Annotated in this window: 17 protein-coding genes; 13 read left to right on the top strand and 4 right to left on the bottom strand. The window is 73.5% G+C overall.

Features of this window, described 5'->3' with window-relative positions; genetic code table 11:
* Positions 1 to 14: 14 nt before the first annotated feature.
* Together AB0E62_RS23965 and AB0E62_RS23960 are read left to right on the top strand one after the other, a co-directional pair.
* Positions 15 to 1,298, top strand: a complete 1,284-nt coding sequence (locus AB0E62_RS23965) for an amino acid deaminase (protein WP_362197292.1) — start codon at positions 15 to 17, stop codon at positions 1,296 to 1,298.
* A gap of 9 nt (positions 1,299 to 1,307) precedes the next feature.
* Complete coding sequence (locus AB0E62_RS23960; RefSeq protein ID WP_362197289.1) at positions 1,308 to 2,918, top strand: D-aminoacylase; 1,611 nt, start codon at positions 1,308 to 1,310, stop codon at positions 2,916 to 2,918.
* A 7-nt stretch (positions 2,919 to 2,925) separates the two neighbouring features.
* Here AB0E62_RS23960 and AB0E62_RS23955 read toward each other — a convergent pair whose 3' ends face one another.
* The 3 genes from AB0E62_RS23955 to AB0E62_RS23945 all read right to left on the bottom strand — a co-directional run bounded on the left by AB0E62_RS23955 (position 2,926) and on the right by AB0E62_RS23945 (position 5,800).
* On the bottom strand, positions 2,926 to 3,786 hold the full coding sequence (locus AB0E62_RS23955) for a serine protease (RefSeq protein ID WP_362197286.1): 861 nt from the start codon (positions 3,784 to 3,786) through the stop codon (positions 2,926 to 2,928).
* A gap of 175 nt (positions 3,787 to 3,961) precedes the next feature.
* The gene (locus tag AB0E62_RS23950) at positions 3,962 to 4,570 is read right to left on the bottom strand and encodes a DUF1707 domain-containing protein (protein WP_362197283.1); all 609 of its coding nucleotides are present in this window, start codon (positions 4,568 to 4,570) and stop codon (positions 3,962 to 3,964) included.
* Between the two features lie 432 nt (positions 4,571 to 5,002).
* Entirely contained in the window at positions 5,003 to 5,800 is a 798-nt protein-coding gene (locus AB0E62_RS23945) for a hypothetical protein (protein ID WP_362197281.1), read from the bottom strand.
* Positions 5,801 to 5,924: 124 nt separating this feature from the next.
* On the opposite strand from AB0E62_RS23945, the gene AB0E62_RS23940 reads away from it, so the two are divergent.
* Positions 5,925 to 7,136, top strand: coding sequence for a pyridoxal phosphate-dependent aminotransferase (locus AB0E62_RS23940; RefSeq protein ID WP_362197278.1), 1,212 nt, complete (start codon positions 5,925 to 5,927; stop codon positions 7,134 to 7,136).
* 89 nt (positions 7,137 to 7,225) lie between these two features.
* The gene (locus AB0E62_RS23935) at positions 7,226 to 7,651 is read left to right on the top strand and encodes a hypothetical protein (protein WP_362197275.1); all 426 of its coding nucleotides are present in this window, start codon (positions 7,226 to 7,228) and stop codon (positions 7,649 to 7,651) included.
* 122 nt (positions 7,652 to 7,773) lie between these two features.
* Here the strand turns inward: AB0E62_RS23935 and AB0E62_RS23930 are convergent, their stop codons facing one another.
* Positions 7,774 to 8,733, bottom strand: coding sequence for a LysR family transcriptional regulator (locus AB0E62_RS23930; protein WP_362197273.1), 960 nt, complete (start codon positions 8,731 to 8,733; stop codon positions 7,774 to 7,776).
* Between the two features lie 466 nt (positions 8,734 to 9,199).
* Here AB0E62_RS23930 and AB0E62_RS23925 point away from each other — a divergent pair, with 466 nt between their 5' ends.
* The 9 genes from AB0E62_RS23925 (at position 9,200) to AB0E62_RS23885 (ending at position 19,373) form a co-directional block, all read left to right on the top strand.
* Entirely contained in the window at positions 9,200 to 10,561 is a 1,362-nt protein-coding gene (locus AB0E62_RS23925; RefSeq protein WP_362197270.1) for an aminotransferase class V-fold PLP-dependent enzyme, read from the top strand.
* A gap of 326 nt (positions 10,562 to 10,887) precedes the next feature.
* A complete protein-coding gene (locus tag AB0E62_RS23920) occupies positions 10,888 to 11,841 on the top strand; it encodes an L-tyrosine/L-tryptophan isonitrile synthase family protein (protein WP_362197267.1) in 954 nt (317 codons plus the stop codon).
* Positions 11,842 to 11,853: 12 nt separating this feature from the next.
* Positions 11,854 to 12,699 (top strand): TauD/TfdA family dioxygenase, encoded by an 846-nt coding sequence (locus tag AB0E62_RS23915; protein WP_362197264.1) that lies wholly within the window; start codon positions 11,854 to 11,856, stop codon positions 12,697 to 12,699.
* Positions 12,700 to 12,757: 58 nt separating this feature from the next.
* Positions 12,758 to 13,894 carry an LLM class flavin-dependent oxidoreductase gene (locus tag AB0E62_RS23910; RefSeq protein ID WP_362197262.1) on the top strand — a complete coding sequence of 379 codons (1,137 nt, stop codon included), beginning with the start codon at positions 12,758 to 12,760 and terminating at the stop codon, positions 13,892 to 13,894.
* Positions 13,891 to 15,129 (top strand): styrene monooxygenase/indole monooxygenase family protein, encoded by a 1,239-nt coding sequence (locus AB0E62_RS23905; protein WP_362197259.1) that lies wholly within the window; start codon positions 13,891 to 13,893, stop codon positions 15,127 to 15,129. The genes AB0E62_RS23910 and AB0E62_RS23905 overlap by 4 nt, the downstream gene beginning before the upstream one ends.
* An 85-nt stretch (positions 15,130 to 15,214) precedes the next feature.
* Positions 15,215 to 16,399: an MFS transporter gene (locus AB0E62_RS23900; protein WP_362197256.1), complete on the top strand. Its 1,185-nt coding sequence runs from the start codon at positions 15,215 to 15,217 to the stop codon at positions 16,397 to 16,399.
* Between the two features lie 48 nt (positions 16,400 to 16,447).
* Positions 16,448 to 17,308 carry a sulfurtransferase gene (locus AB0E62_RS23895; protein ID WP_362197253.1) on the top strand — a complete coding sequence of 287 codons (861 nt, stop codon included), beginning with the start codon at positions 16,448 to 16,450 and terminating at the stop codon, positions 17,306 to 17,308.
* Positions 17,309 to 17,422: 114 nt separating this feature from the next.
* Positions 17,423 to 18,568 (top strand): acyl-CoA dehydrogenase family protein, encoded by a 1,146-nt coding sequence (locus tag AB0E62_RS23890; protein WP_362197250.1) that lies wholly within the window; start codon positions 17,423 to 17,425, stop codon positions 18,566 to 18,568.
* A gap of 46 nt (positions 18,569 to 18,614) precedes the next feature.
* Positions 18,615 to 19,373, top strand: coding sequence for an NAD(P)-binding domain-containing protein (locus AB0E62_RS23885; protein ID WP_362197248.1), 759 nt, complete (start codon positions 18,615 to 18,617; stop codon positions 19,371 to 19,373).
* Positions 19,374 to 19,379: the final 6 nt, after the last annotated feature.

Raw genomic sequence — 19,379 nt, 5'->3', positions numbered from 1 at the left:
CTGAGAGGGGCTTCATGGGCACCGAAGCGCTCACCCGGCTCGCCGAGGAACATGTCGACCACCGCTTCAAGGGCCTCCCGCCGGACGCCTACGGTCTGACCGTCGCCGAGCTGGCCGCCCAGCGCCGCAACCTCTTCCGGGACGGCGACCGGGACGGCGGCGGCTTCACCACCCCGGTGCTCACGCTGTCCGCCGAGCGCCTGGCGCACAACCTCGCGCTGATGGAGACGTACACCACCCGGCACGGCCTGGCGTTCGCCCCGCACGGCAAGACCTCCATGGCCCCGCAGCTCTTTCAGCGCCAGATCGAGCACGGCGCCTGGGGGATCACCCTCGCTGTGCCCCACCAGGTGCGCGTCGCGCGGGCGTTCGGCGTCCGGCGGATCTTCCTCGCCAACGAGCTGGTGGACGCCCCCGCCCTGCGCTGGACCGCCGCCGAGCTGGCCGCCGACCCGGACTTCCGGCTGGTCGCTTACGTCGACTCGGTGCGCGGGGTGGAGCTGATGGACGCGGCCCTGCGCGGCGCGGCCCGCCCGGTGGACGTGGTGGTCGAGCTGGGAGCGGGCGACGGAGCGCGCACCGGGGTGCGTACGGAGGCGGAGGCCGAGGAGGTCGCCGCCGCCGTGGCCGCCGTACCGACCCTGCGCCTGGTCGGCGTGGCGGGGTACGAGGGCGAGGTGCCGCGGGCCGATCCGGAGCGGGTGCGCGCGTATCTGCGCCGGCTGGTGGCGCTGGCCGCCGGGCTGGACGGGGCCGGACGGTTCGCGGAGGCCGACGAGATCGTGGTGAGCGCGGGCGGCAGCGCCTGGTTCGACGCGGTCGCCGACGTCTTCGCCGGGATCCCCGGGCTGTCCCGGCCGGTGCTGAAGCTGCTGCGCTCCGGCGCGTACGTCTCGCACGACGACGGGCACTACCGCAGGCTCACCCCGTTCGGCCGGGTCCCCGGGGAGGGCGCGCTGGAGCCCGCCTTCCGGCTGTGGGCGCAGGTCGTCTCCCGGCCCTCCCCCGAGCAGGCCTTCGCCAACGCGGGCAAGCGGGACGCGGCCTACGACCTGGACCTGCCCACCGCCCAGGTGGTACGCCGGGACGGCGAGGAGCGCCCGGCCGCCGGCATCACCGTCACCGGGCTGTCCGACCAGCACACCTGGCTGCGCACGGACCCGGAGGCGGACGTCGAGGTGGGCGACTGGATCGGCTTCGGCCTGTCCCACCCGTGCACGTCCTTCGACAAGTGGCAGCTGATCCCGGTGACCGAGGCGGACGGCACGGTCGTGGACTACATCCGTACGTTCTTCTAGGAGGCCCGCGTGGAGGACCTGGTCATCCGGGACGCCGACGTCGTCGACGGCAGCGGGGCGGACGCGTACCGCGCCGATGTGGTGATCGACGCCGGCCGCATCGTCTCGATCGTCAAGGAGGCCGCCGCCGCGGGCTGCCAGCGCCCGCGCGCCGTGCGGGAGATCGACGCGGAGGGCCTGGTCCTCTCCCCCGGCTTCATCGACATGCACGCCCACTCCGACCTGGCCCTGCTGCGCGACCCCGACCACAGCGCGAAGGCCGCGCAGGGGGTCACGCTGGAGGTCCTCGGCCAGGACGGGCTGTCGTACGCCCCGGTGGACGACCGCACGCTGGAGGAGGTGCGGCGGGCGATCACCGGGTGGAACGGGTACGGCGACGACATCGACTTCGACTGGCGGTCGGTGGGCGGGTACCTGGACCGGCTGGACCGGGGCATCGCCGTGAACGCGGCCTATCTGATCCCGCAGGGCACGGTCCGGGCGCTCGTGGTCGGCTGGGAGGACCGCGCGGCCACCCCCGGGGAACTGGACCGGATGCGGCGGCTGGTCGCGGAGGGGCTGGAGCAGGGCGCGGTGGGCCTGTCGTCGGGGCTGACGTACACCCCGGGCATGTACGCGCGGGATGCCGAACTGACCGAGCTGTGCCGGGTGGTGGGTTCCTACGGCGGCTACTACTGCCCGCACCACCGCTCCTACGGCGCCGGCGCGCTGGAGGCGTACGCCGAGATGGTCGCCCTCGCCCGGGAGGCGGACTGCCCGCTGCACCTCGCGCACGCGACGATGAACTTCGGGGTGAACGAGGGCCGGGCGCCGGAGCTGCTGGCACTGCTGGACCGGGCCCTGGACGCGGGCGCGGACGTCACGCTGGACACCTATCCCTACACGCCCGGCTGCACCACGCTGGCCGCGCTGCTGCCGAGCTGGGCGAGCGAGGGCGGCCCCGAGGAGATCCTGGCCCGGCTCGGCGACCCGGCGACGGCCGCGCGGATCCGGCACGGCCTGGAGGTCACCGGCTCGGACGGCTGCCACGGCGTGCCGGTGGAGTGGGAGACGATCGAGGTCTCCGGGGTGAGCGACCCGGCCCTCGGGGAGTTCGTGGGCCGTACCGTCCGCGAGTCGGCGGACCTGCGCGGCGAGGCCCCCTGGGACACGGCCCGCCGGCTGCTGCTGCGGGACCGGCTCGGCACGACGATCCTCCAGCACGTCGGCCACGAGGAGAACGTCCGCGCGATCATGCGGCACCGGACGCACACCGGCGGCTCCGACGGCATCCTGCGGGGCAGCAAGCCGCATCCGCGGGCGTACGGCACGTTCCCGCGCTACCTCGGGGAGTACGTACGGGAGTTGGGCGTGCTGACGCTGGAGGAGTGCGTCGCCCACCTCACCTCCCGGCCGGCGGCACGGCTGCGGCTGCCGGACCGCGGGCTGGTGCGCGAGGGGTACCGCGCCGACCTGGTGCTGTTCGACCCCCGGACGGTCGCGCCGGGCGCCACCTTCGCCGAGCCGCGCCGGCTGCCGACCGGGATTCCGTACGTGCTGGTCGACGGCCGGTTCGTCATCGAGGACGGCCGGCGGACGGATGCCCTGCCGGGCCGGTCCGTCCGCCGTGCACCGCGGTGAACCGTGTCTACGGCTTGGGCAGGGTGCAACCGGCCGCGCTCAGGTTGAGCTTGTTGCCGGTGGTGAAGCAGGCGGGGATGTTGTACGTCTCCTGGGCGTAGTTGATGCCCTGGCGGACGGTGACGTTGCCGCTCGCGTCGACCTCGCACGGGTTGTTCACCGTGCACCGCTGGCCGTCCTCGTTGCCGGTGTTGTTGACGGCGACGACCTTGCCGGTGGTGGCGTCGATCACCGGGGAACCGGAGGTGCCGCCGATGGTGTCGCAGGCGGAGGTGTAGCGGACCGAGTCCTTGAAGGTCCAGTCGCCCTCTTTCAGCCGGTACACGAACCCGTCGATGTTGCAGCTGTATATGCGCTTCCAGTAGCCCGAGACCACCTTGATGGCGGTGCCGGCCACCGGGTGGGTGTCCTGCACGGTGAGCGGGCTGATGCCGTACGAGCTCCTGATCGCCGCGTACGTGGTGGTGGTGCGGTAGATCGTGACGTCCGTGTCGGTCATGGTCGAGTACACGACCTGGTTGGCGCGGAGGGTGGCGATCTTGGTGCCGGCGGAGTTCAGCAGGCCGAAGGTGCGGCTGGAGGACTGGCCGGTGATGACCTGGCCGGCGCCGGGCATCCCGGTCTCCAGGCAGTGCCCGTTGGTCAGCACGAGGGCCGGGTCGGTGTCGGCGGAGCCGGGGAAGCGGATGACGGAGCCGGAACAGTTGCTGAGCGAGACGGTCCCGGCGAAGTCGACGGCGAGGGCGGCCTTGGCGGGGTGCGGGGCGGTGGTGTGCGGGGCGGTGGTGTGCGGGGCGGCCAGCGCCGGGGTCGCGCCCAGACCGACGGTCGCCGCGGCGGCGAGCACGGCAAGGAGAGGCTTGTTCACGTGGGGGTCCCCTCTTACGACAGGAGCGACCGGAGGTCTTCCGGTCGCCCACACGGTTGTCATGCGCATTGTCGACAGTCCGGCGTGACGGCGACAAGAAGCGGCGACAGGTCATAGGGGTTTCCCTCGGCCGGGGGCCGGGGGGTTTGGCTCCGGGTGGGGCGCGGCGGTCCGGTCACTTCCGCCGGGGCTTGGTGACGACGGCGCCGAAGAGGGCGAGGCCCTTCACGACGACCCGCGGAGCGCTCGCCCCGGCCGTCCCGCCCAGCCCGCGCGCCTCACGTCCGCCGAACGCGCCGAACAGGCCGAAGCCCCTGACCTCGACGTCGATGCCGTCCGGCACGACGATCCCGATGCCGCCCCACAGGGCCACGGCCCGGATCACCGTCTCCGGGGCGGCGAAGCGGGCCTCCGTCAGATCGAGCCGGCCGCCGCCCCACATCGACCAGGCGGTGAACCGGGGCGGCACCACCCAGCCGCCGTCCCGCCGGAACCCGCCGAAGAGACCCAGCGCGAACCGGGACGTGGGCGCGTGGTCCACCACCCGCGCGTCCCCGGTCCCGGGCACGGGCAGCCCGCTGCCGGCCGCCAGCAGCTCGCCCCGCGTCCGGGCGGCGTAGATCCGGTCGAGCCGGCCGTCCAGTTCGTCCAGCGGCAGCCGGCCGTCCGCCACGGCCTCCCGCACCCGCTCGACGACCTGTTCCCGGTCCGCGTCGGAGACGAGCATGTCGTGACCGTGACCCGCCGGCCCGCCGAGATCGGTTCCGGACGTCTGTTCAGTCATGGGTTCACTGTCCCACGGCGGCCAACTGCCTTGCCAAGGGCTGCCGTTACCGGGCGCGCCGAGCCGGTCGAGGGTGCCGCCGGAGCGGTGGGCCTTCGCCGGCACCGGTGCCCCCGGCCGCAGGACCGGCGAGATTCTCTCCGTCCACGCCCACGGGTCACGAAGGCCCGGCCCCGGCACCGCCCACGCACACCACCCGGCCGCCGTGTCGACGCGGCCACTCCGACGTGTCGCGGCCTCGACCCCGGCCGCGACGACCGCCGTGACCGAATACCGGCGGGACCCGTCCGGCGCGCGCCGACGGAAGGACCGAGGAACCCGCCCCCTCCGGTCAGCGCGGCACCTCAGCGGGTCGTGGCCGTGCCCCAGCCGTCGTGACCGAACCGGGCGGCACCCTCTCCCCTCCCTCACGGAACGAACCCCGGCCCCGGATCAACGCGACCACCTCGACGGGTCGTGACCGTGGCCCCAGCCGTGGTGACCGTCGTGACCGGACGTCGGTGCGGTCGTGGGCGCGGGCGTGGGGACGGCGGGCCGGGGAGCGGGCCGGGTGGTGGCGGGCCGCGGGGCGGTGGACGGGCGGCTCGGGGTGGTGCTCGGGCGCGGGGCGGCGGCCGGACGGGCGGTCGTACTCGACGGCGTGACCACGGCGGCGCCGGCGGGGGTGGCCGGGGCCGGTGGCGGCGGGGCCGTGGTGGGCGCAGCCGTGCCGGCCGTGTCCTCACCCGGCGTGCCCTCACCCGCCGTGCCGTAGCGCGCCCCACCGGCACCGGCCGTGCCGTCGCTCTCCGTGCCGGCGCTGTCCGGCGCGGGGCCGTCGGCGATGCGGCCGCCGTCGGTGGGGCGGGATCCGTCCGGGGAACCCGGGCCGGTCAGCGCGGCGATCACCGCGACGGTGCCGGCCACCGCCGTGAGGGCACCGGCGGCGAACACGGCCCCGCGGCGTCCGCCCGCGCGCCGCCCCGTACGCCGGCGCCCGCCCCGACCCGCATCCGGCGCGGGCCGCAGGGGTTCCGGTGCGGGGCGTGCGGGCTCCTCGGCCACCGGCGGCAGCTCGCGCGTCGCGTCGTAGGTGTTCTGCCAGCCGTGCGCGGCGGCGGGATCGGCGTACTCCTCGTACGCGGGGGCCGGAGCCGGCAGCGGGTGGTACACGTTCGGCCGGATCCCGGGCGGGCCGCCCGCCCCCTGCCGGACGTGCGCCTCCGCTCCGTACCCCTGTTCCGTGGACATGTGAGCGGATTGTAGGGACGCAAGGGTCCCGGAAGACATCCGGCGGCGTTTTCCGGGCAACCTCGCGTCCCGGGTGGTGGAAAACACCGCCCATGAGGCAGGAGCGGGCCGTAAGCTCACGGACATGCAGGTGATCCAGTCGACCAAGCTCGCCAACGTCTGTTATGAGATCCGGGGCCCGGTTCTCGAAGAGGCCATGCGGCTGGAGGCGGCGGGCCACCGCATCCTCAAGCTCAACACCGGCAACCCGGCCGCCTTCGGCTTCGACTGCCCCCCGGAGATCCTGGAGGACATCCTCCGCAACGTCTCCACCGCGCACGGCTACGGCGACGCCAAGGGACTGCTCGCCGCCCGCCGCGCCGTCGTGATGCACAACCAGACCATCGGCATCGAGACGGACGTCGAGCACGTCTTCATCGGCAACGGCGTCTCCGAGCTGATCGTGATGGCGATGCAGGCCCTGCTGGACGACGGCGACGAGGTCCTCGTCCCGGCCCCGGACTACCCGCTGTGGACGGCGGCCGTCTCCCTGTCCGGTGGCACGGCGGTGCACTACCGCTGCGACGAGCAGTCCGACTGGATGCCCGACCTCGCCGACATCGAGCGCAAGGTCACCGACCGCACCAAGGCGATCGTCGTCATCAACCCGAACAACCCCACGGGCGCGGTGTACGACGAGGCGGTGCTCACGGGCCTCACGGACATCGCCCGCCGGCACAACCTGCTGGTCTGCTCGGACGAGATCTACGACAAGATCCTCTACGACGGCACCACGCACACCCCGACCGCCAAGGTCGCCCCCGATCTGCTCACCCTCACCTTCAACGGCATGTCGAAGGCGTACCGGGTGGCCGGCTACCGCGTCGGGTGGATGGCGGTCTCCGGCCCGCGCGCCCACGCCGACTCCTACATCGAGGGCCTGACGATCCTGGCGAACATGCGGCTGTGCGCCAACATGCCGGGCCAGCACGGGGTGGTCGCCGCGCTCAGCGGACGCCAGACGATCAATGACCTGGTGCTGCCGGGCGGGCGGCTGAAGGAGCAGATGGACGTCGCCTACGACCTGCTGACCCGGATCCCCGGCGTGAGCTGTGTGCGGCCCAAGGGCGCGCTGTACCTCTTCCCCCGGCTGGACCCCCAGGTCTTCAAGGTCAAGGACGACCGGCAGCTGGTGCTGGACCTGCTGCGGCAGGAGAAGATCATGGTCGTCCACGGCACGGGCTTCAACTGGCCGGAGCCGGATCACTTCCGGGTGGTGACCCTCCCGACGGTCGGCGATCTCCGGGACGCGGTCACCCGCATCGGCGCCTTCCTGGACGGATACGCCCAGCCGTAGCCGGCGGACCGCACTCCGTGACTCGACTCAACTTTAGACGAAATCCAAGCTAAGATGGCTTCCTGTCAGAGCACAGGAGGCCATCCCCCATGTACGAACCGATCCGCACCAAGTCGGTCCACACGATGGCCGGCACCCCCTCGGACTTCCCCCACCGGTCGCGCGAGGAGGAGCTGGACATCCAGCTCGCCGGACACCTCGCCGCGCTCCTCGCGGTCACCGACGAACTGCGCGCCCTGACCCCGTCCGCCGACCTGGACACCGCCGCGGAACGCCTCGCGGCCCAGGTGGCCCGGCTGCGCGGCGGGCGCGCTCCGCTGCGCGCGGCGCCGGCCGCGGCGGGCGACCCGGCCGCGCTGCACCGGCGGGCGCACACGCTCGCGGGCCGCGCCCTCGTGGTCGCCGCCTCCCGCGCGGACACCGCGGCGGCGATCCTCGCGGCCGAGCGGATGGACGCCCACGCCGCCGCCGAGGCGGACCCGGCCGGCCCGAAGGAACTCAGCTCCGCCCACTGACCCCGCCCAGGGTCCCCCGGTCGGCCCCGGTCCGCGCGCACCCGCAGCGACGCGCGGACCGGGCGCCATCCACCTCCCGCGCCCGCCGATTCCCTTGCCCGGGCGGGAGTTGCCCGCCACGGTCAGCAGTAGGCCGACTCCAGTTGCGGCAGCCGGGTGAGGCTCTGCGGAGGGCCGGCGGGCAGGTCCCGCCGGCGCACCTGCCGGCAGATGTCCCTCAGGGCCGTGATCCGGGGATCGTCGCGGTCCGCCGCGGGCCACACGACGCTCAGGGTGCAGTCCGGCAGATCGCGCACCGGCAGATAGCGCAGGTCCGGGCGGGGGTAGAGACGCGCCGCGGCGGCGGGCACGAACGCGATCGCCCGCCCGAAGGAGGCCATCGACAACAGGGACTCGAACCGCGTCACCTGATGGCTGGTGTAGCGGACCGGGGTGCCGTCCGGACGCGGGTCGGCGGCCCAGAAGTCCCGGCACTCCCGGGGCAGCCGCGACGCCAGGCTCACCACCGGATGGTCGGCCAGGTCGGCCAGGGTCACCGAGGAACGGGCGGCCAGCGGGTCCGAACCGGCGACGCACACCACGCGCGGTTCGGTGGCGAGCGGTTCGCCGTCCAGGCCCTCGGGCACCGGAAGGTAGGCGAACACCGCGTCGATCTCGCCCTTCTCCAGCAACGGGATCTGCTCGACCAGGTCGAGCACGTGGATCTCCGGGTCGAGGCAGGGATACAGCCCGGAGAGCGCGTCGAGGACGCCGCGGGTGACCTCCAGCGCGGCGACGTTCTCGCACACGCCCAGCCGCAGCCGGGTGGAGCCGAGCGCGGAGCGGGACGCCGCGTTGCGCAACTGGTCCGTCGCGTCGACGACGTTCTTGACCAGGGGCAGCAACGCCTGGCCCTCGGGGGTCAGTTCGACCCGGCGGCTGGTCCGGGTGAAGAAGCGCACGCCGAGCCGCTGTTCGAGGGAGCGGATCTGCTGGCTGAGCGCGGGCTGGGTGAGATAGAGCTTGCCGGCCGCGCGTTTGAAGTGCAGTTCCTCGGCCAGGGTCAGCAGAAGCCGTAGTTGATGAACGGTCGGATCCTCCATGCCCAGCATCTCCCCCCGGATTCATAAGCTTTTGTCTAACGCTGTTCACAGATGCTTAATGGATGAACCGTTGACCGGGTTGCCGCATAAATGGCAGCATGAATACTTACTCTAGCGCGAGGCGGGGAGCGAGCCAACCCGTTCCGGCCTGTTCGACCTGGAATTCCGGCCTCCGTGCGCAGGTGCCGTCACGTCGCGGTCCGCCCGCCCGGCACGGACCTGACGGAACCGGAAACCGGCCGACCGCCTTGGCCCCGTGGCCCGGTCCCAGCCCCCGGACGGCCGGACCGGCCCCGCCCCGGACCCCCGCCGGGCCCGGCCGGCGCCCAGATCACCGGCTCACTTCGCGGACCGGAGAAACGCGTCCGCGCATTTACCCCACCCGCACCTTTCGGCACAACCGACAGCCGGCGCGGAAATCGCCGGTGCTCAATGGCAGCCCGGCACCGGGCGAGGGAGGGTCCGTATGGTGATGGAGCCGGTCGCGACCGCCGGAAAAACACGAATTCCGGATGTGGTCGGCGCGGATTTGCTGGTGCCGTTGGTCGACGGGCGGCTGGTGTCCCCCGCCCAGCTCGATCACGCGGCGAGCGCGCCCTGCCTCACCGCCGTCCAGGAAGGGGTGAACGCCCTGCTGCCGTGGTACAGCAGCGTGCACCGCGGCTCCGGCTTCACCTCCCAGGTCACCACGGGCGCCTACGAACGGGCCCGGGCCGCGGTGCGCGGCTTCGTGGGCGCCGGGCCCGACGCCTGCGTGCTGTTCACCCGTCACACCACCGACGCGCTCAACCTGCTGGCGCGGGCGCTGCCGCCCGGCACCACCGTGTTCCGCTTCTCGGCCGACCACCATGCCGCCCTGCTGCCCTGGCGCGGGGCCGGGATCCGGCGGCTCGGCCTGCCCGCCGGGCCGGACGACGCGCTGCGCAGGCTCGGCTCGGCACTGGCCGGCGCGCCCGGGGGGCCGCGGCTGGTGGTGCTCACCGGCGTCTCCAACGTCACCGGCGAGGTGTGGCCGGTGGCCGAACTCGCCGAGGTGGCCCGCCGCCACGGCGCCCGGGTGGTGCTCGACGCCGCGCAACTGGCGCCGCACCGGCCCCTGGACGCGACCGCCCTGGGGGTGGACTGGGTCGCGCTGTCCGGCCACAAGCTGTACGCCCCGTTCGGCGCGGGGGCCCTGGTGGGAGCCGCCGACTGGCTGGCCGCCGCCGAGCCCTATCTGGCCGGGGGCGGCGCCACCGCGCGCGTGGCGCAGGAGGCCGGCCGGGAGGCGGTGACCTGGGCGGACCTGCCCCACCGGCACGAGGCGGGCTCGCCGAACGTGGTGGGCGCCCACGCCCTGGCCGTCGCCTGCGACACCCTGGCGGCGGACTGGGACGCGATCACCGGCCACGAGCGGGCGCTGGCCGGCCGGCTGCGGCGGGGCCTGGCCGCGATCCCCGGGGTGCGCCTGCTCGGGATGTGGGACCCGGAGCACCCGAGGATCGGCGTCGTGTCGTTCACCGTGGCGGATCGCACCGGCGCGCCCGCCGACCAGGAGCTGATCGCGACGGCGCTGGCGGCCGAGCACGGCATCGGCGTCCGGTACGGCGCGTTCTGCGCGCACCAGGCCGTGCACCACCTGGTGGGCGGCGCCGACGGGTCCGGCCGGGCGCTGCGGGCCAGCGTCGGGCTGGGCACCACCGCCGAGCACGTCGAGCGGTTCCTCGCGGCGCTGGCCGGCCTGGTGCGCGGCGGCCCGCGATGGAGCTACCGGCGCTCCGCCGAGGGCTGGGTACCGGACCCCGACCCCCGCCCGCGGCCGGAGTTCCTGCGCCGGACCCTGCCATAAACCTTCCTCTATCGCCCGGCGCTCGTATCTAATCGGTCGGCTATTGCGGGTGTGCTCGACGGTATGCAGACTTGAGCAGCGCCCCGGCGGAAGAATCCGAGCCGCTGCGCGGATGATCGGCGAAAGCATTTCCGGGAAGAACGGCCGGCGGCCCTGGGCCGGGCCCGTCTCATTCATGCCGCAACGCCCGTCGCAGGCGTTACCGACAACGAGTACGGAACATCGAACGGACCGGCACGGGCGCGGCACCGCCGTGCCGGAACCTTGCATCACTCGACGGGGGAGTCGAATTGAGTGCACGCTTGAGAGAAGACGAGTGTACGGTTTTGTCGGAGAAGATCGTCCAGCTGTTGTACCGCTCCCAGCGGAACTGGCTGGCATCGGCCGGGAAGACCGACGCGGAGGAATGCGTCTCCGCGCCCTGCCCGGCCTGCCTGGAGGAACACCGGGCCAAACTGCACTACTTCATCCACCGGGCGCAGCCGATACACCTGGTCCTGCCCGCGTTCCCGGCCAAGTCGCCCAACCGCACCAAGGTGCTGGGCGACCTGCCGGACCTGGGCGAGTACGTGGGGCTGTCCGCCCTCCAGTCGCTGTGCGACTACATCGGCCACTTCCACCGCTCGGGCGCGCGGATCACGATCTGCTCGGACGGTCATGTCTTCGGTGACGTGGTCGGCGTGGCCGACGACGTGGTGACCGGCTACCGGGCGAGCCTGGCGCGCATGATCGCCGGGGCCAGATGGCCGTCGCTGGAGCTGTACGGACTGGACGACGCGTTCGGCGGGACGGACTATCCGAGGCTGCGCGGTGTGCTCGAACTCGAATACGCCCCTCCGGTGGCCGATTTGAAGAAGAGCGTGCGGACCGATATCGGCACCCGGACCCTCTTCAACGGAATTCACCGGTTCATGTTCGAGGACGCCGTAGGGGTCAAGGGCGACACGGTCTCGCGGACGGCCCTGCGGAACGAGTCGAAGGAACTGGCGTACCGGACGATCAGCCGGAGCAATGCCTGGAGCCGGGTGGTGGCCGAGCGTTTCCCGCGGGCCATACGGCTGTCCATCCATCCGCAGTCGCCGCATTCCGGGAAGATCGGGGTCCGGTTGCTGCGGACCGAGGACGCGTGGCTGACACCGTGGCACGGAGTCGTCCTCGACGACGGCACAAAGCTTTCGCTGGTCAAGAAATGGGACGCGGAGAAAATCCACGCCTCCGTCGTCTGGCGCAACGGCCGCCCGAGTCATTTTGTCGACCCCCGGCCGGCCCTCACCTCCTAGGAAGGCGATCCCTTGACGAATTCGGTGCCACAGTCCGCCGCCGCGGACTACCCCTGCGGATCGACGGAGACCACCAAGCTGACGCACACCCCGTTGCGCCCGTTCGGCCGCATCGTGGAGGCGGCCGGCGGCGGCGCGCGGATCGAGGACCTCCCGGTCGAACGGCTGGTGCGCTGGACCGAGGAGTCCCGGGTCCTGGTGCTGCGCGGCTTCCAGCTGCTGACCGAGCGGGAGTTCGCCGACTACGCCCGGCGCTGGGGCGAGGTGCTGCGGTGGGACGGCCGGGAGGTGGTCGACCTGGTCGTGCAGGACAACCCGAAGAACTACCTGTTCGACAGCGGTGACGTGCCGTTCCACTGGGACGGCGCCTTCGCGGACGCGGATCCTCGGTACTTCTTCTTCCAGTGCCTGGACGTGACCCCGGGGGCCGGCGGGGAGACGGTGTTCTGCGACACCTCCCGGGTCTACCGGGACGCGGACGACGCCCTGCGCGAGCGCTGGAGCCGGATCAGCCTGACCTACGCGACCGACAAGGTCGTGCACTACGGCGGCCGGGTCACCGAGCGCCTGGTCACCCAGCACCCCGCCACCGGGCTGCCCGTGCTGCGCTTCGCCGAGCCGCTGGCACCGGAGACGTACAAGAACCCGGTGCACGTCACGGTGCACGGCGTCGACGAGCCGGAGGCCGGGGACTTCCTCGCCGCGCTGGCCGAGCGCGTGCACCGGCCGGAGTACTGCTACGCCCACGACTGGCAGGCCGGCGACATCCTCCTCGCGGACAACTTCTCGCTCATCCACGGCCGTACCGCGTTCACCGGGCCGACCAGGCGCCGTCTCCAGCGGGTCGAGGTCGTCTGACGGCCATGGCAGGGACAGCGACGAGTCCGTCAAGCAGCGACCGGCCGAGGAGCGGGGTATGAGAGTGGCACTGGCGTGGGACGCCGTCGGGCCGGCCGAGGGCGGGCGGGCCCTGCTCGGCCTCGCCCGGTCCGCGGGCGTGGACACGTTCCTCGTGTTCGACCACCTGATCAACGTGTTCCCGCGACAGGCCTGGGACGACGGGTTCGGCTATCTGGCCGCGGCCCTGCCGACGCCCGACCTGTCCCTCGAGTTCGCCACCGTGCTCGGCAACTTCGCCGCGCACGCCGGACCGGTACGGCTCGCGGTGGGCGTCACCGACCCGCACCGCAGACACCCGGCGGTCCTGGCGCAGACCGCGCTGACGCTGGCGCAGTTCACCGAACGCCCCCCGGTCATCGGCATCGGCGCCGGCGCGCAGGAGAACCTGCTGCCCTACGGCATCCGCCCCGAACGCCCGGTGGGCCGGGTCGAGGAGGCGCTGCGGATCCTGCGGATGTTCTTCGACTCCAAGGGGCCGTACGACTTCGACGGCGAGTTCTTCGCCCTGGACCAGGCGGTCATGGACCTGCGCGCACCCGACGGCGCCGTACCGGAGCTGTGGGTCGGCGGCAGCGGCCCGCGGATGACCCGGCTGGCCGGCCGCTACGGCGACGGCTGGCTGCCCTCCGGCCTGATGCGGCCGGCCGTCTACGCCCGCAGGCTCGCGGCGGTCCGCGCGGCGGCCGTCGCGGCGGGGCGGGACCCGGACCGGATCACGGCCGCCGGGGGCGTGCCGATCGTGGTCGCCGAGACCGACGAGGCGGCCCGGGAGCTGTGCCGGGCCACGGCCGTCCGCTGGCTGGCCCTGCACGAGGGCGCGGCCCGGTGGCGCGCGTACGGCGTCGCCCATCCCTTCGGGGAGGACTACCGCGGGCTGTCCCACCTGCTGCCGCACCGGCTGACGCGGGCCGAGGCCGAGCGGGCCCTGGCCGTCGTGCCCGACGCGCTCGTGGCGGACCTGGCGATCGTGGGCAGCCGGGCCACGGTGCTGGACCGGATCGGTGAACTCGCCGAGGCCGGTATGCGGCTGCCGGTGCTGATCCCGGTGTCGGCCCTGGCGTCCCCCGAGGCCGCCGGGTACACCCTGGAGAGCGTGGCCTGGCTGGCCGGCGAGCTGCGCTCGGACGCCTTCGCCCGGGGGGTGACGGCATGACCGGCATCGGTGTCGTCGGCGCCGGGATCTCCGGGCTCCAGCTGGCCCTGCGCCTCCAGCAGCTCGGCATTCCCGTGACGGTGTACTCGGAGCGGACCGCGGAGGAGCTCGGCGCGGCCCGGCCGCGGAACTTCCCGGCCCGGTTCGGACCGACCCAGGCGCGCGAGGAGACGCTCGGCGTGCACGCCTGGCGCTCCGACGACGCGCGGGTGCACAGCTGGTCGGTCACCCTGCACGGCGAGGACGGCGCCCTGGAGTTCGCCGCGGCCCTGACCCCGCCGTCGAGCGTGGTGGACTTCCGCCTCTATCTGCCGCACCTGCTCACCGAGTTCGCCCGGCGCGGCGGGCCCGTGCGGACCGGTCCCGCGCCGATGGACCGGCTCGCCCGCGAGCACGACCTGGTGGTGGTCGCGGTCGGCGACCGGTCCGTGCGCGAGCTGTTCCCGGTGGACGCCGCCCGTTCGCCGTACACCGCGCCCCAGCGGCTCCTGTGCAGCGGTTTCTACCAGGGCATCCACGAGGACGTGCCGCACCAGCTGGACATCCACTTCGTGCCCGGCGCCGGGGAGATCCTGCGGATCCCGTTCCTGTCCCGCCTCGGCCCGGCCCACGTGCTGGCGTTCGAGGCGGTACCGGGCGGCCCGCTGGAACCGCCCGCCCGGCTGGACGCCGACGCCGATCCGGCGGGCTTCCACCGCGAGGTGCTGCGGCTGCTGGCCGCGTACGCCCCGAGCCTGCGCGAGCGCGTCGACACCGCGTGCTTCGGCCTGATCGCGCCGGGCGAGCTGGCCCAGGGCGGCATCACCCCGGTGGTCCGGCGGGGCTGGGCTCGCCTGCCCGGCGGCACCTGCGCCCTGGCCGTCGGGGACGCCTGGATCACCAACGACCCGCTCACCGCCCAGGGCGCCAACCTGGGCTCGCACACCGCGTTCGCGCTGGCCGACCTCATCGCCTCGGCCGAGGGACCGCTCGACGCCGAGTTCTGCCGTGCCGCCTCGGCCCGGCTGTGGGAGCACGCGCGGCATGTCGTCGAGTGGTCCAACGCCTTCCTCGCGCCGCCCCGGCCGCACGTCCTGGACCTGCTCGGCCGCGCGGCCGGGGACAAGCGGATCGCGGACGCCTTCGTCAGCTCCTTCCACGACCCGGTGGCGATGTGGGCCGTGCTGTCCCGTCCCGAAGGCGTCGACGCCTTCGTCAGGGACTGCACCGGGGAGGGCCCGCGGCCCGCCGGGTGACGCACCACCGGACGCCGTACGCCCCAGCGGTACCGGCGACGGAACCGATTCCAGATGCGAGACCGATTCAGATGCGAGAGGGAAAATGCCCATCAGTATCCTGTCCCTGATGCTGTGCGTGTTCGGCATCACCACGGGCGAGTTCGTGGTGGCCGGCATCCTGCCGGACGTCGCGGACGGCCTCGACGTGTCCATTCCGGCAGCCGGTCTCCTCGTCACGGCGTACGCCATCGGCATGATCTTCGGCGGCCCGGTGGTGACGGCCCTCACCGCCCGGTACCCGCGCAAGGCGCTGCTCCTGGTGCTGCTGGTGATCGCCGTCGTCGGCAACCTGGCCTCCGCGCTCGCCCCGGTCTACGGCGTGGCGCTCGTGGCCCGTGTCGTCACGGCCCTGGTGACCTCGACGTTCTTCGCCAACGCGATCGTCATCGCCACGTCCGCCGTGCCGCCGGAGAAGGCGGCCTCCACCGTGTCCAAGCTGATCCTGGGCATGAACCTGGCGATGATCCTCGGCGCCCCGCTGGGCACCTTCATCGGCAACAGCTTCGGCTGGCGTGCCACGTTCGTCGCCATCGCCCTCGTGTGCGCGCTCGGCCTGCTGATGGTGGCGCGCTTCGTGCCCGCCGTCGCCAACGCCACGTCCACCTCGGCCTTCGGCGAACTGCGGGTGCTGCGCAACGCCCCCGTCCAACTGGCCATCCTGGTCACGGTCGTCGGCAACGCGGGCCAGCTCATCGTGTTCACGTACTTCGCGCCGCTGCTGACCGACGTCTCCGGGTTCGGCGACTCCGCGGTGCCCGTCCTGCTGCTGGTCTACGGCGTCGGGGCGACCGCGGGCAACCTCGCGGGCGGCTGGCTGTCCGACCGGGCGCTGATGCCGTCGCTCGTCGGCCTGCTGGCCACCCTGGCCGTGGCCCTGCTCGGGATGTGGGCGGTCGGCTCCAGCCTCGTGGGCTCCGCGGTCATGGTGTTCGTCATCGGTGCCCTGGCCTTCTCGATCGTCCCCGGCATGCAGGCGCGGGTCCTCGGGACCGCCTCGCAGGCACCCACGCTGGCGCTGGCGGTGAACTCCTCCGCCTACCAGCTCGCGGCGGCCCTCGCGTCCTGGCTGGGCGGCCGGATCATCGACGCCGACCTGGGCCTGCGCGGAATCTACCCGGTGGCCGCCGGCATCACCTTCCTCGGCATCCTGACCGCCCTGCTGGCCTGGCAGCGGGACCGTCGTACGGCGGTGGCCGCGGACCCGGACGCGGAGGTGTCGGTGGCGTGACGGACACCGGCCCGCCGGCATGGCCCTCCCCTCGCGAAGGAGCAGACGATGGCGCGTGAATCCGCTGTGATCACCGGTGCGCGGGCCGAGGCCCGGCTCGGCGATCCGGCCACGGTGTTCGTGGAGACCGGCAACAGCGCCGCCGCCCACCGCAGCGGGCACATCCCCGGTGCCGTGTGGATCGGCTGGGAGGAGTTCCAGGACGACCTGCGGCTGGGCGTCGTGGACCGCGCCGCGTTCGGGAAACTGCTGGGCGCGAAGGGCATCGGCGACGACGACACCGTCGTCCTCTACTCGGAGAACGCCAACCTGCTCGCGGCGGCGGCCTTCTGGTACCTGCGGCTCTACGGGCACCGGTCGGTACGGCTCCTGGACGGCGGCCGGGAGAAGTGGGAGCGCGACGGCCGACCGCTCACCTCCGCGGAGACGGTCCGCCCGGCCACCGCCTACCAGGCCGGGGAGGCCGACCGCGCCGTCCGGGCCACCCGGGACGACGTACTGGCCGCGATCGGCACCAAGAACCTCCTCGACGTCCGCACCCGGGACGAGTACGCGGGCCGGATCTTCGCCCCGGGCTTCGCCGGCGAGGCGTTCGCCCCGGGCAACAGCCCGCACGACGTCGCCCAGCGCGCCGGCCATGTGCCCGGCGCGGTCAACCTGGAGTGGGACCGGGCGCTCGCCGCAGACGGCACCTTCAAGCCCACGGAGGAACTGGAGCGCCTGTACGGGCGGCTGGATCCCGCGCGCGGTTCCATCACCTACTGCTGGGTGGGCGCGCGTTCGGCCCACACCTGGTTCGTCCTGAGCGAACTGCTCGGCTGGCCGGACGTGAGGAACTACGACGGCTCCTGGGGCGAGTACGGCTCGCTGGTGGGCGTCCCCGTCGAACGCGGCGACACGGCGCCCTGACCCGGCGCGTCCGCCGCCCTCGCACCCGCGCCCGCACCCGCACCCGCACCCGCACGAACCGACCGAACCGCCGCCGCGCCCGCACCGGGCGCGGCCCGACCGGGAAGAGGCCCGATGAGCTCCGACGTCCTCACCGCCATCGCCGCCCTGGCGCCGCAGCTGGCCGGTGCCGCCGCCCGCGCCGACGCCGAACGACGGCTGTCCGACGACACCGTGACGGCACTGCGGGAGACGGGTGTGTTCCGCACCGCGCTGCCCAAGCGGTACGGCGGCGGCGAGGCGTCGCTGCGCACCCACCTCCGGCTGGCGTCCGCCGTGGCCGCGCTCGACGGCGGCGCGGGCTGGCTGACCTCGCTGTGGAACGGCAACAGCTGGTGCGTGGCCCTGTTCCCGGAACAGGCGCAGGACGACGTGTGGGGAGAGACCCCCGACGCCCTGGTCAGCGGCGCGCTCAAGCCCAGCGGCCCGGTCCGCAGGGTGCCCGGCGGCTACCGGCTCAGCGGCGGCTGGAGCTATGCCTCCGGCATCTGGCACGCCTCCTGGGTGATCGCCTCCACCGTCCTGGAGGACGGCCCGGCGGCGCTCCTGGTGCCCCGCGCGGACTACCGGATAGTCGACGAGTGGCACATGGCCGGGATGCGGTCCACCGGCAGCAACCGCTATGTCATCGAGGACGCGTTCGTGCCCGACCACCGGGTACTGCGGCTCGGACCGCTGGTGGGCGGCGCGAACGTCACCTATGCCACCGCTCCCGCCTACCGCACGGCCATCGTGCCGACCCTCGTCCTGATGGTCGCCGGCCCGCAACTCGGCCTGGGCAGGGCCGCGTTGGACCACGTCATAGCCGCCTCCGCGGACAAGGGCATCGCCTTCACCGGCTTCGCCCGCCAGCGCGACTCCGTGGCCTTCCAGTTGCAGATCGCCGAGGCGGCCACCGCCCTGGACACCGCCGAGCTGCACGCCTACCGGGCCGCCGACGCCCTCGACCGGCACGCCGCCGAGGGCGTCTACCCCGCCGAGCTGCCGCGGGCCCGCTACCGCGCCGACGCCGCGGTGGCCGCGCGCCAGGTGAACCGGGCCCTGGACACCCTGCTGACCGCCCATGGCTCCAGCGGCCTCGCCGACGCGAGCCCGCTCCAGCGGATCTGGCGCGACGCGAGCGTGGCCGCCCGGCACGGCATGCTCATACCCCAGGTCAACCTGGAGGTCTACGGCGCCGCCCTGGTGGGCGCGGACAACACCGTGAGCCCGTTCGTATGACCCGACTTCCCCTCGCGGACCGCTACGACGACGGAGAGACGACACCGTGACCAAGACCCTCGGCCTGATCGGCAGCGGCATGATCGGCGGCACGCTGGCCCGCCTCGCGGTGGCCGCCGGCCTGGACGTCGTGCTGAGCAACTCGCGCGGCCCCGGATCCCTCTCCGGCCTGGTGGCCGAGCTCGGCGACCGGGCCCGCGCGGCGACCCCCGCCGAGGCCGCCCGGGCCGGTGACCTGGTGGTGGCCACCGTCCCGCTGCACGCCTACGACCGCCTGCCCGCGGCCGACCTGGCGGGCCGGACCGTGATCGACACGATGAACTACTACCCGGAGCGCGACGGCCGCATCGCCGCGCTGGACACGGGCGAGCTGACCTCCAGCACCCTGGTGCAGCGGCACCTGGCGGGCTCCCGGGTGGTCAAGGCGTGCAACAACATCTTCTACCTGAGCCTGCTCACCGCCGCCCGGCCCGCCGGCGCCCCCGACCGCAGTGCCCTGCCCGTGGCCGGCGACGACCCGGGCGCCAAGGAGGAGGCGGTCGCGCTGCTGGACGCCCTCGGCTACGACACCGTGGACATCGGCACCCTCGCCGACAGCTGGCGCAGCCAGCCCGGCACCCCGGTGTACGTACGGCCGTACTTCCCGGGACCGCCGCCCTGGGGGGCGAGCCCCGGGGAACTGCTCCGCTGGTTCCGCGAGACCCGGCAGCGCGGGGTCTCCCGGCGGCAGGTCGGCGAGCTGGTCGGTCTCGCCGTGCGGTCCCCGGCCGGGGAGCCGCTGCCGAGGACACCCAGGTTCCCGTGACCCTCC

It is taken from the genome of Streptomyces sp. NPDC038707 (assembly GCF_040636485.1).
In the GTDB taxonomy this organism is placed as follows: Bacteria; Actinomycetota; Actinomycetes; order Streptomycetales; family Streptomycetaceae; genus Streptomyces.
Note: the sequence above shows the minus strand (reverse complement) of the source record. Positions and strands in the feature narration are given on the sequence as shown.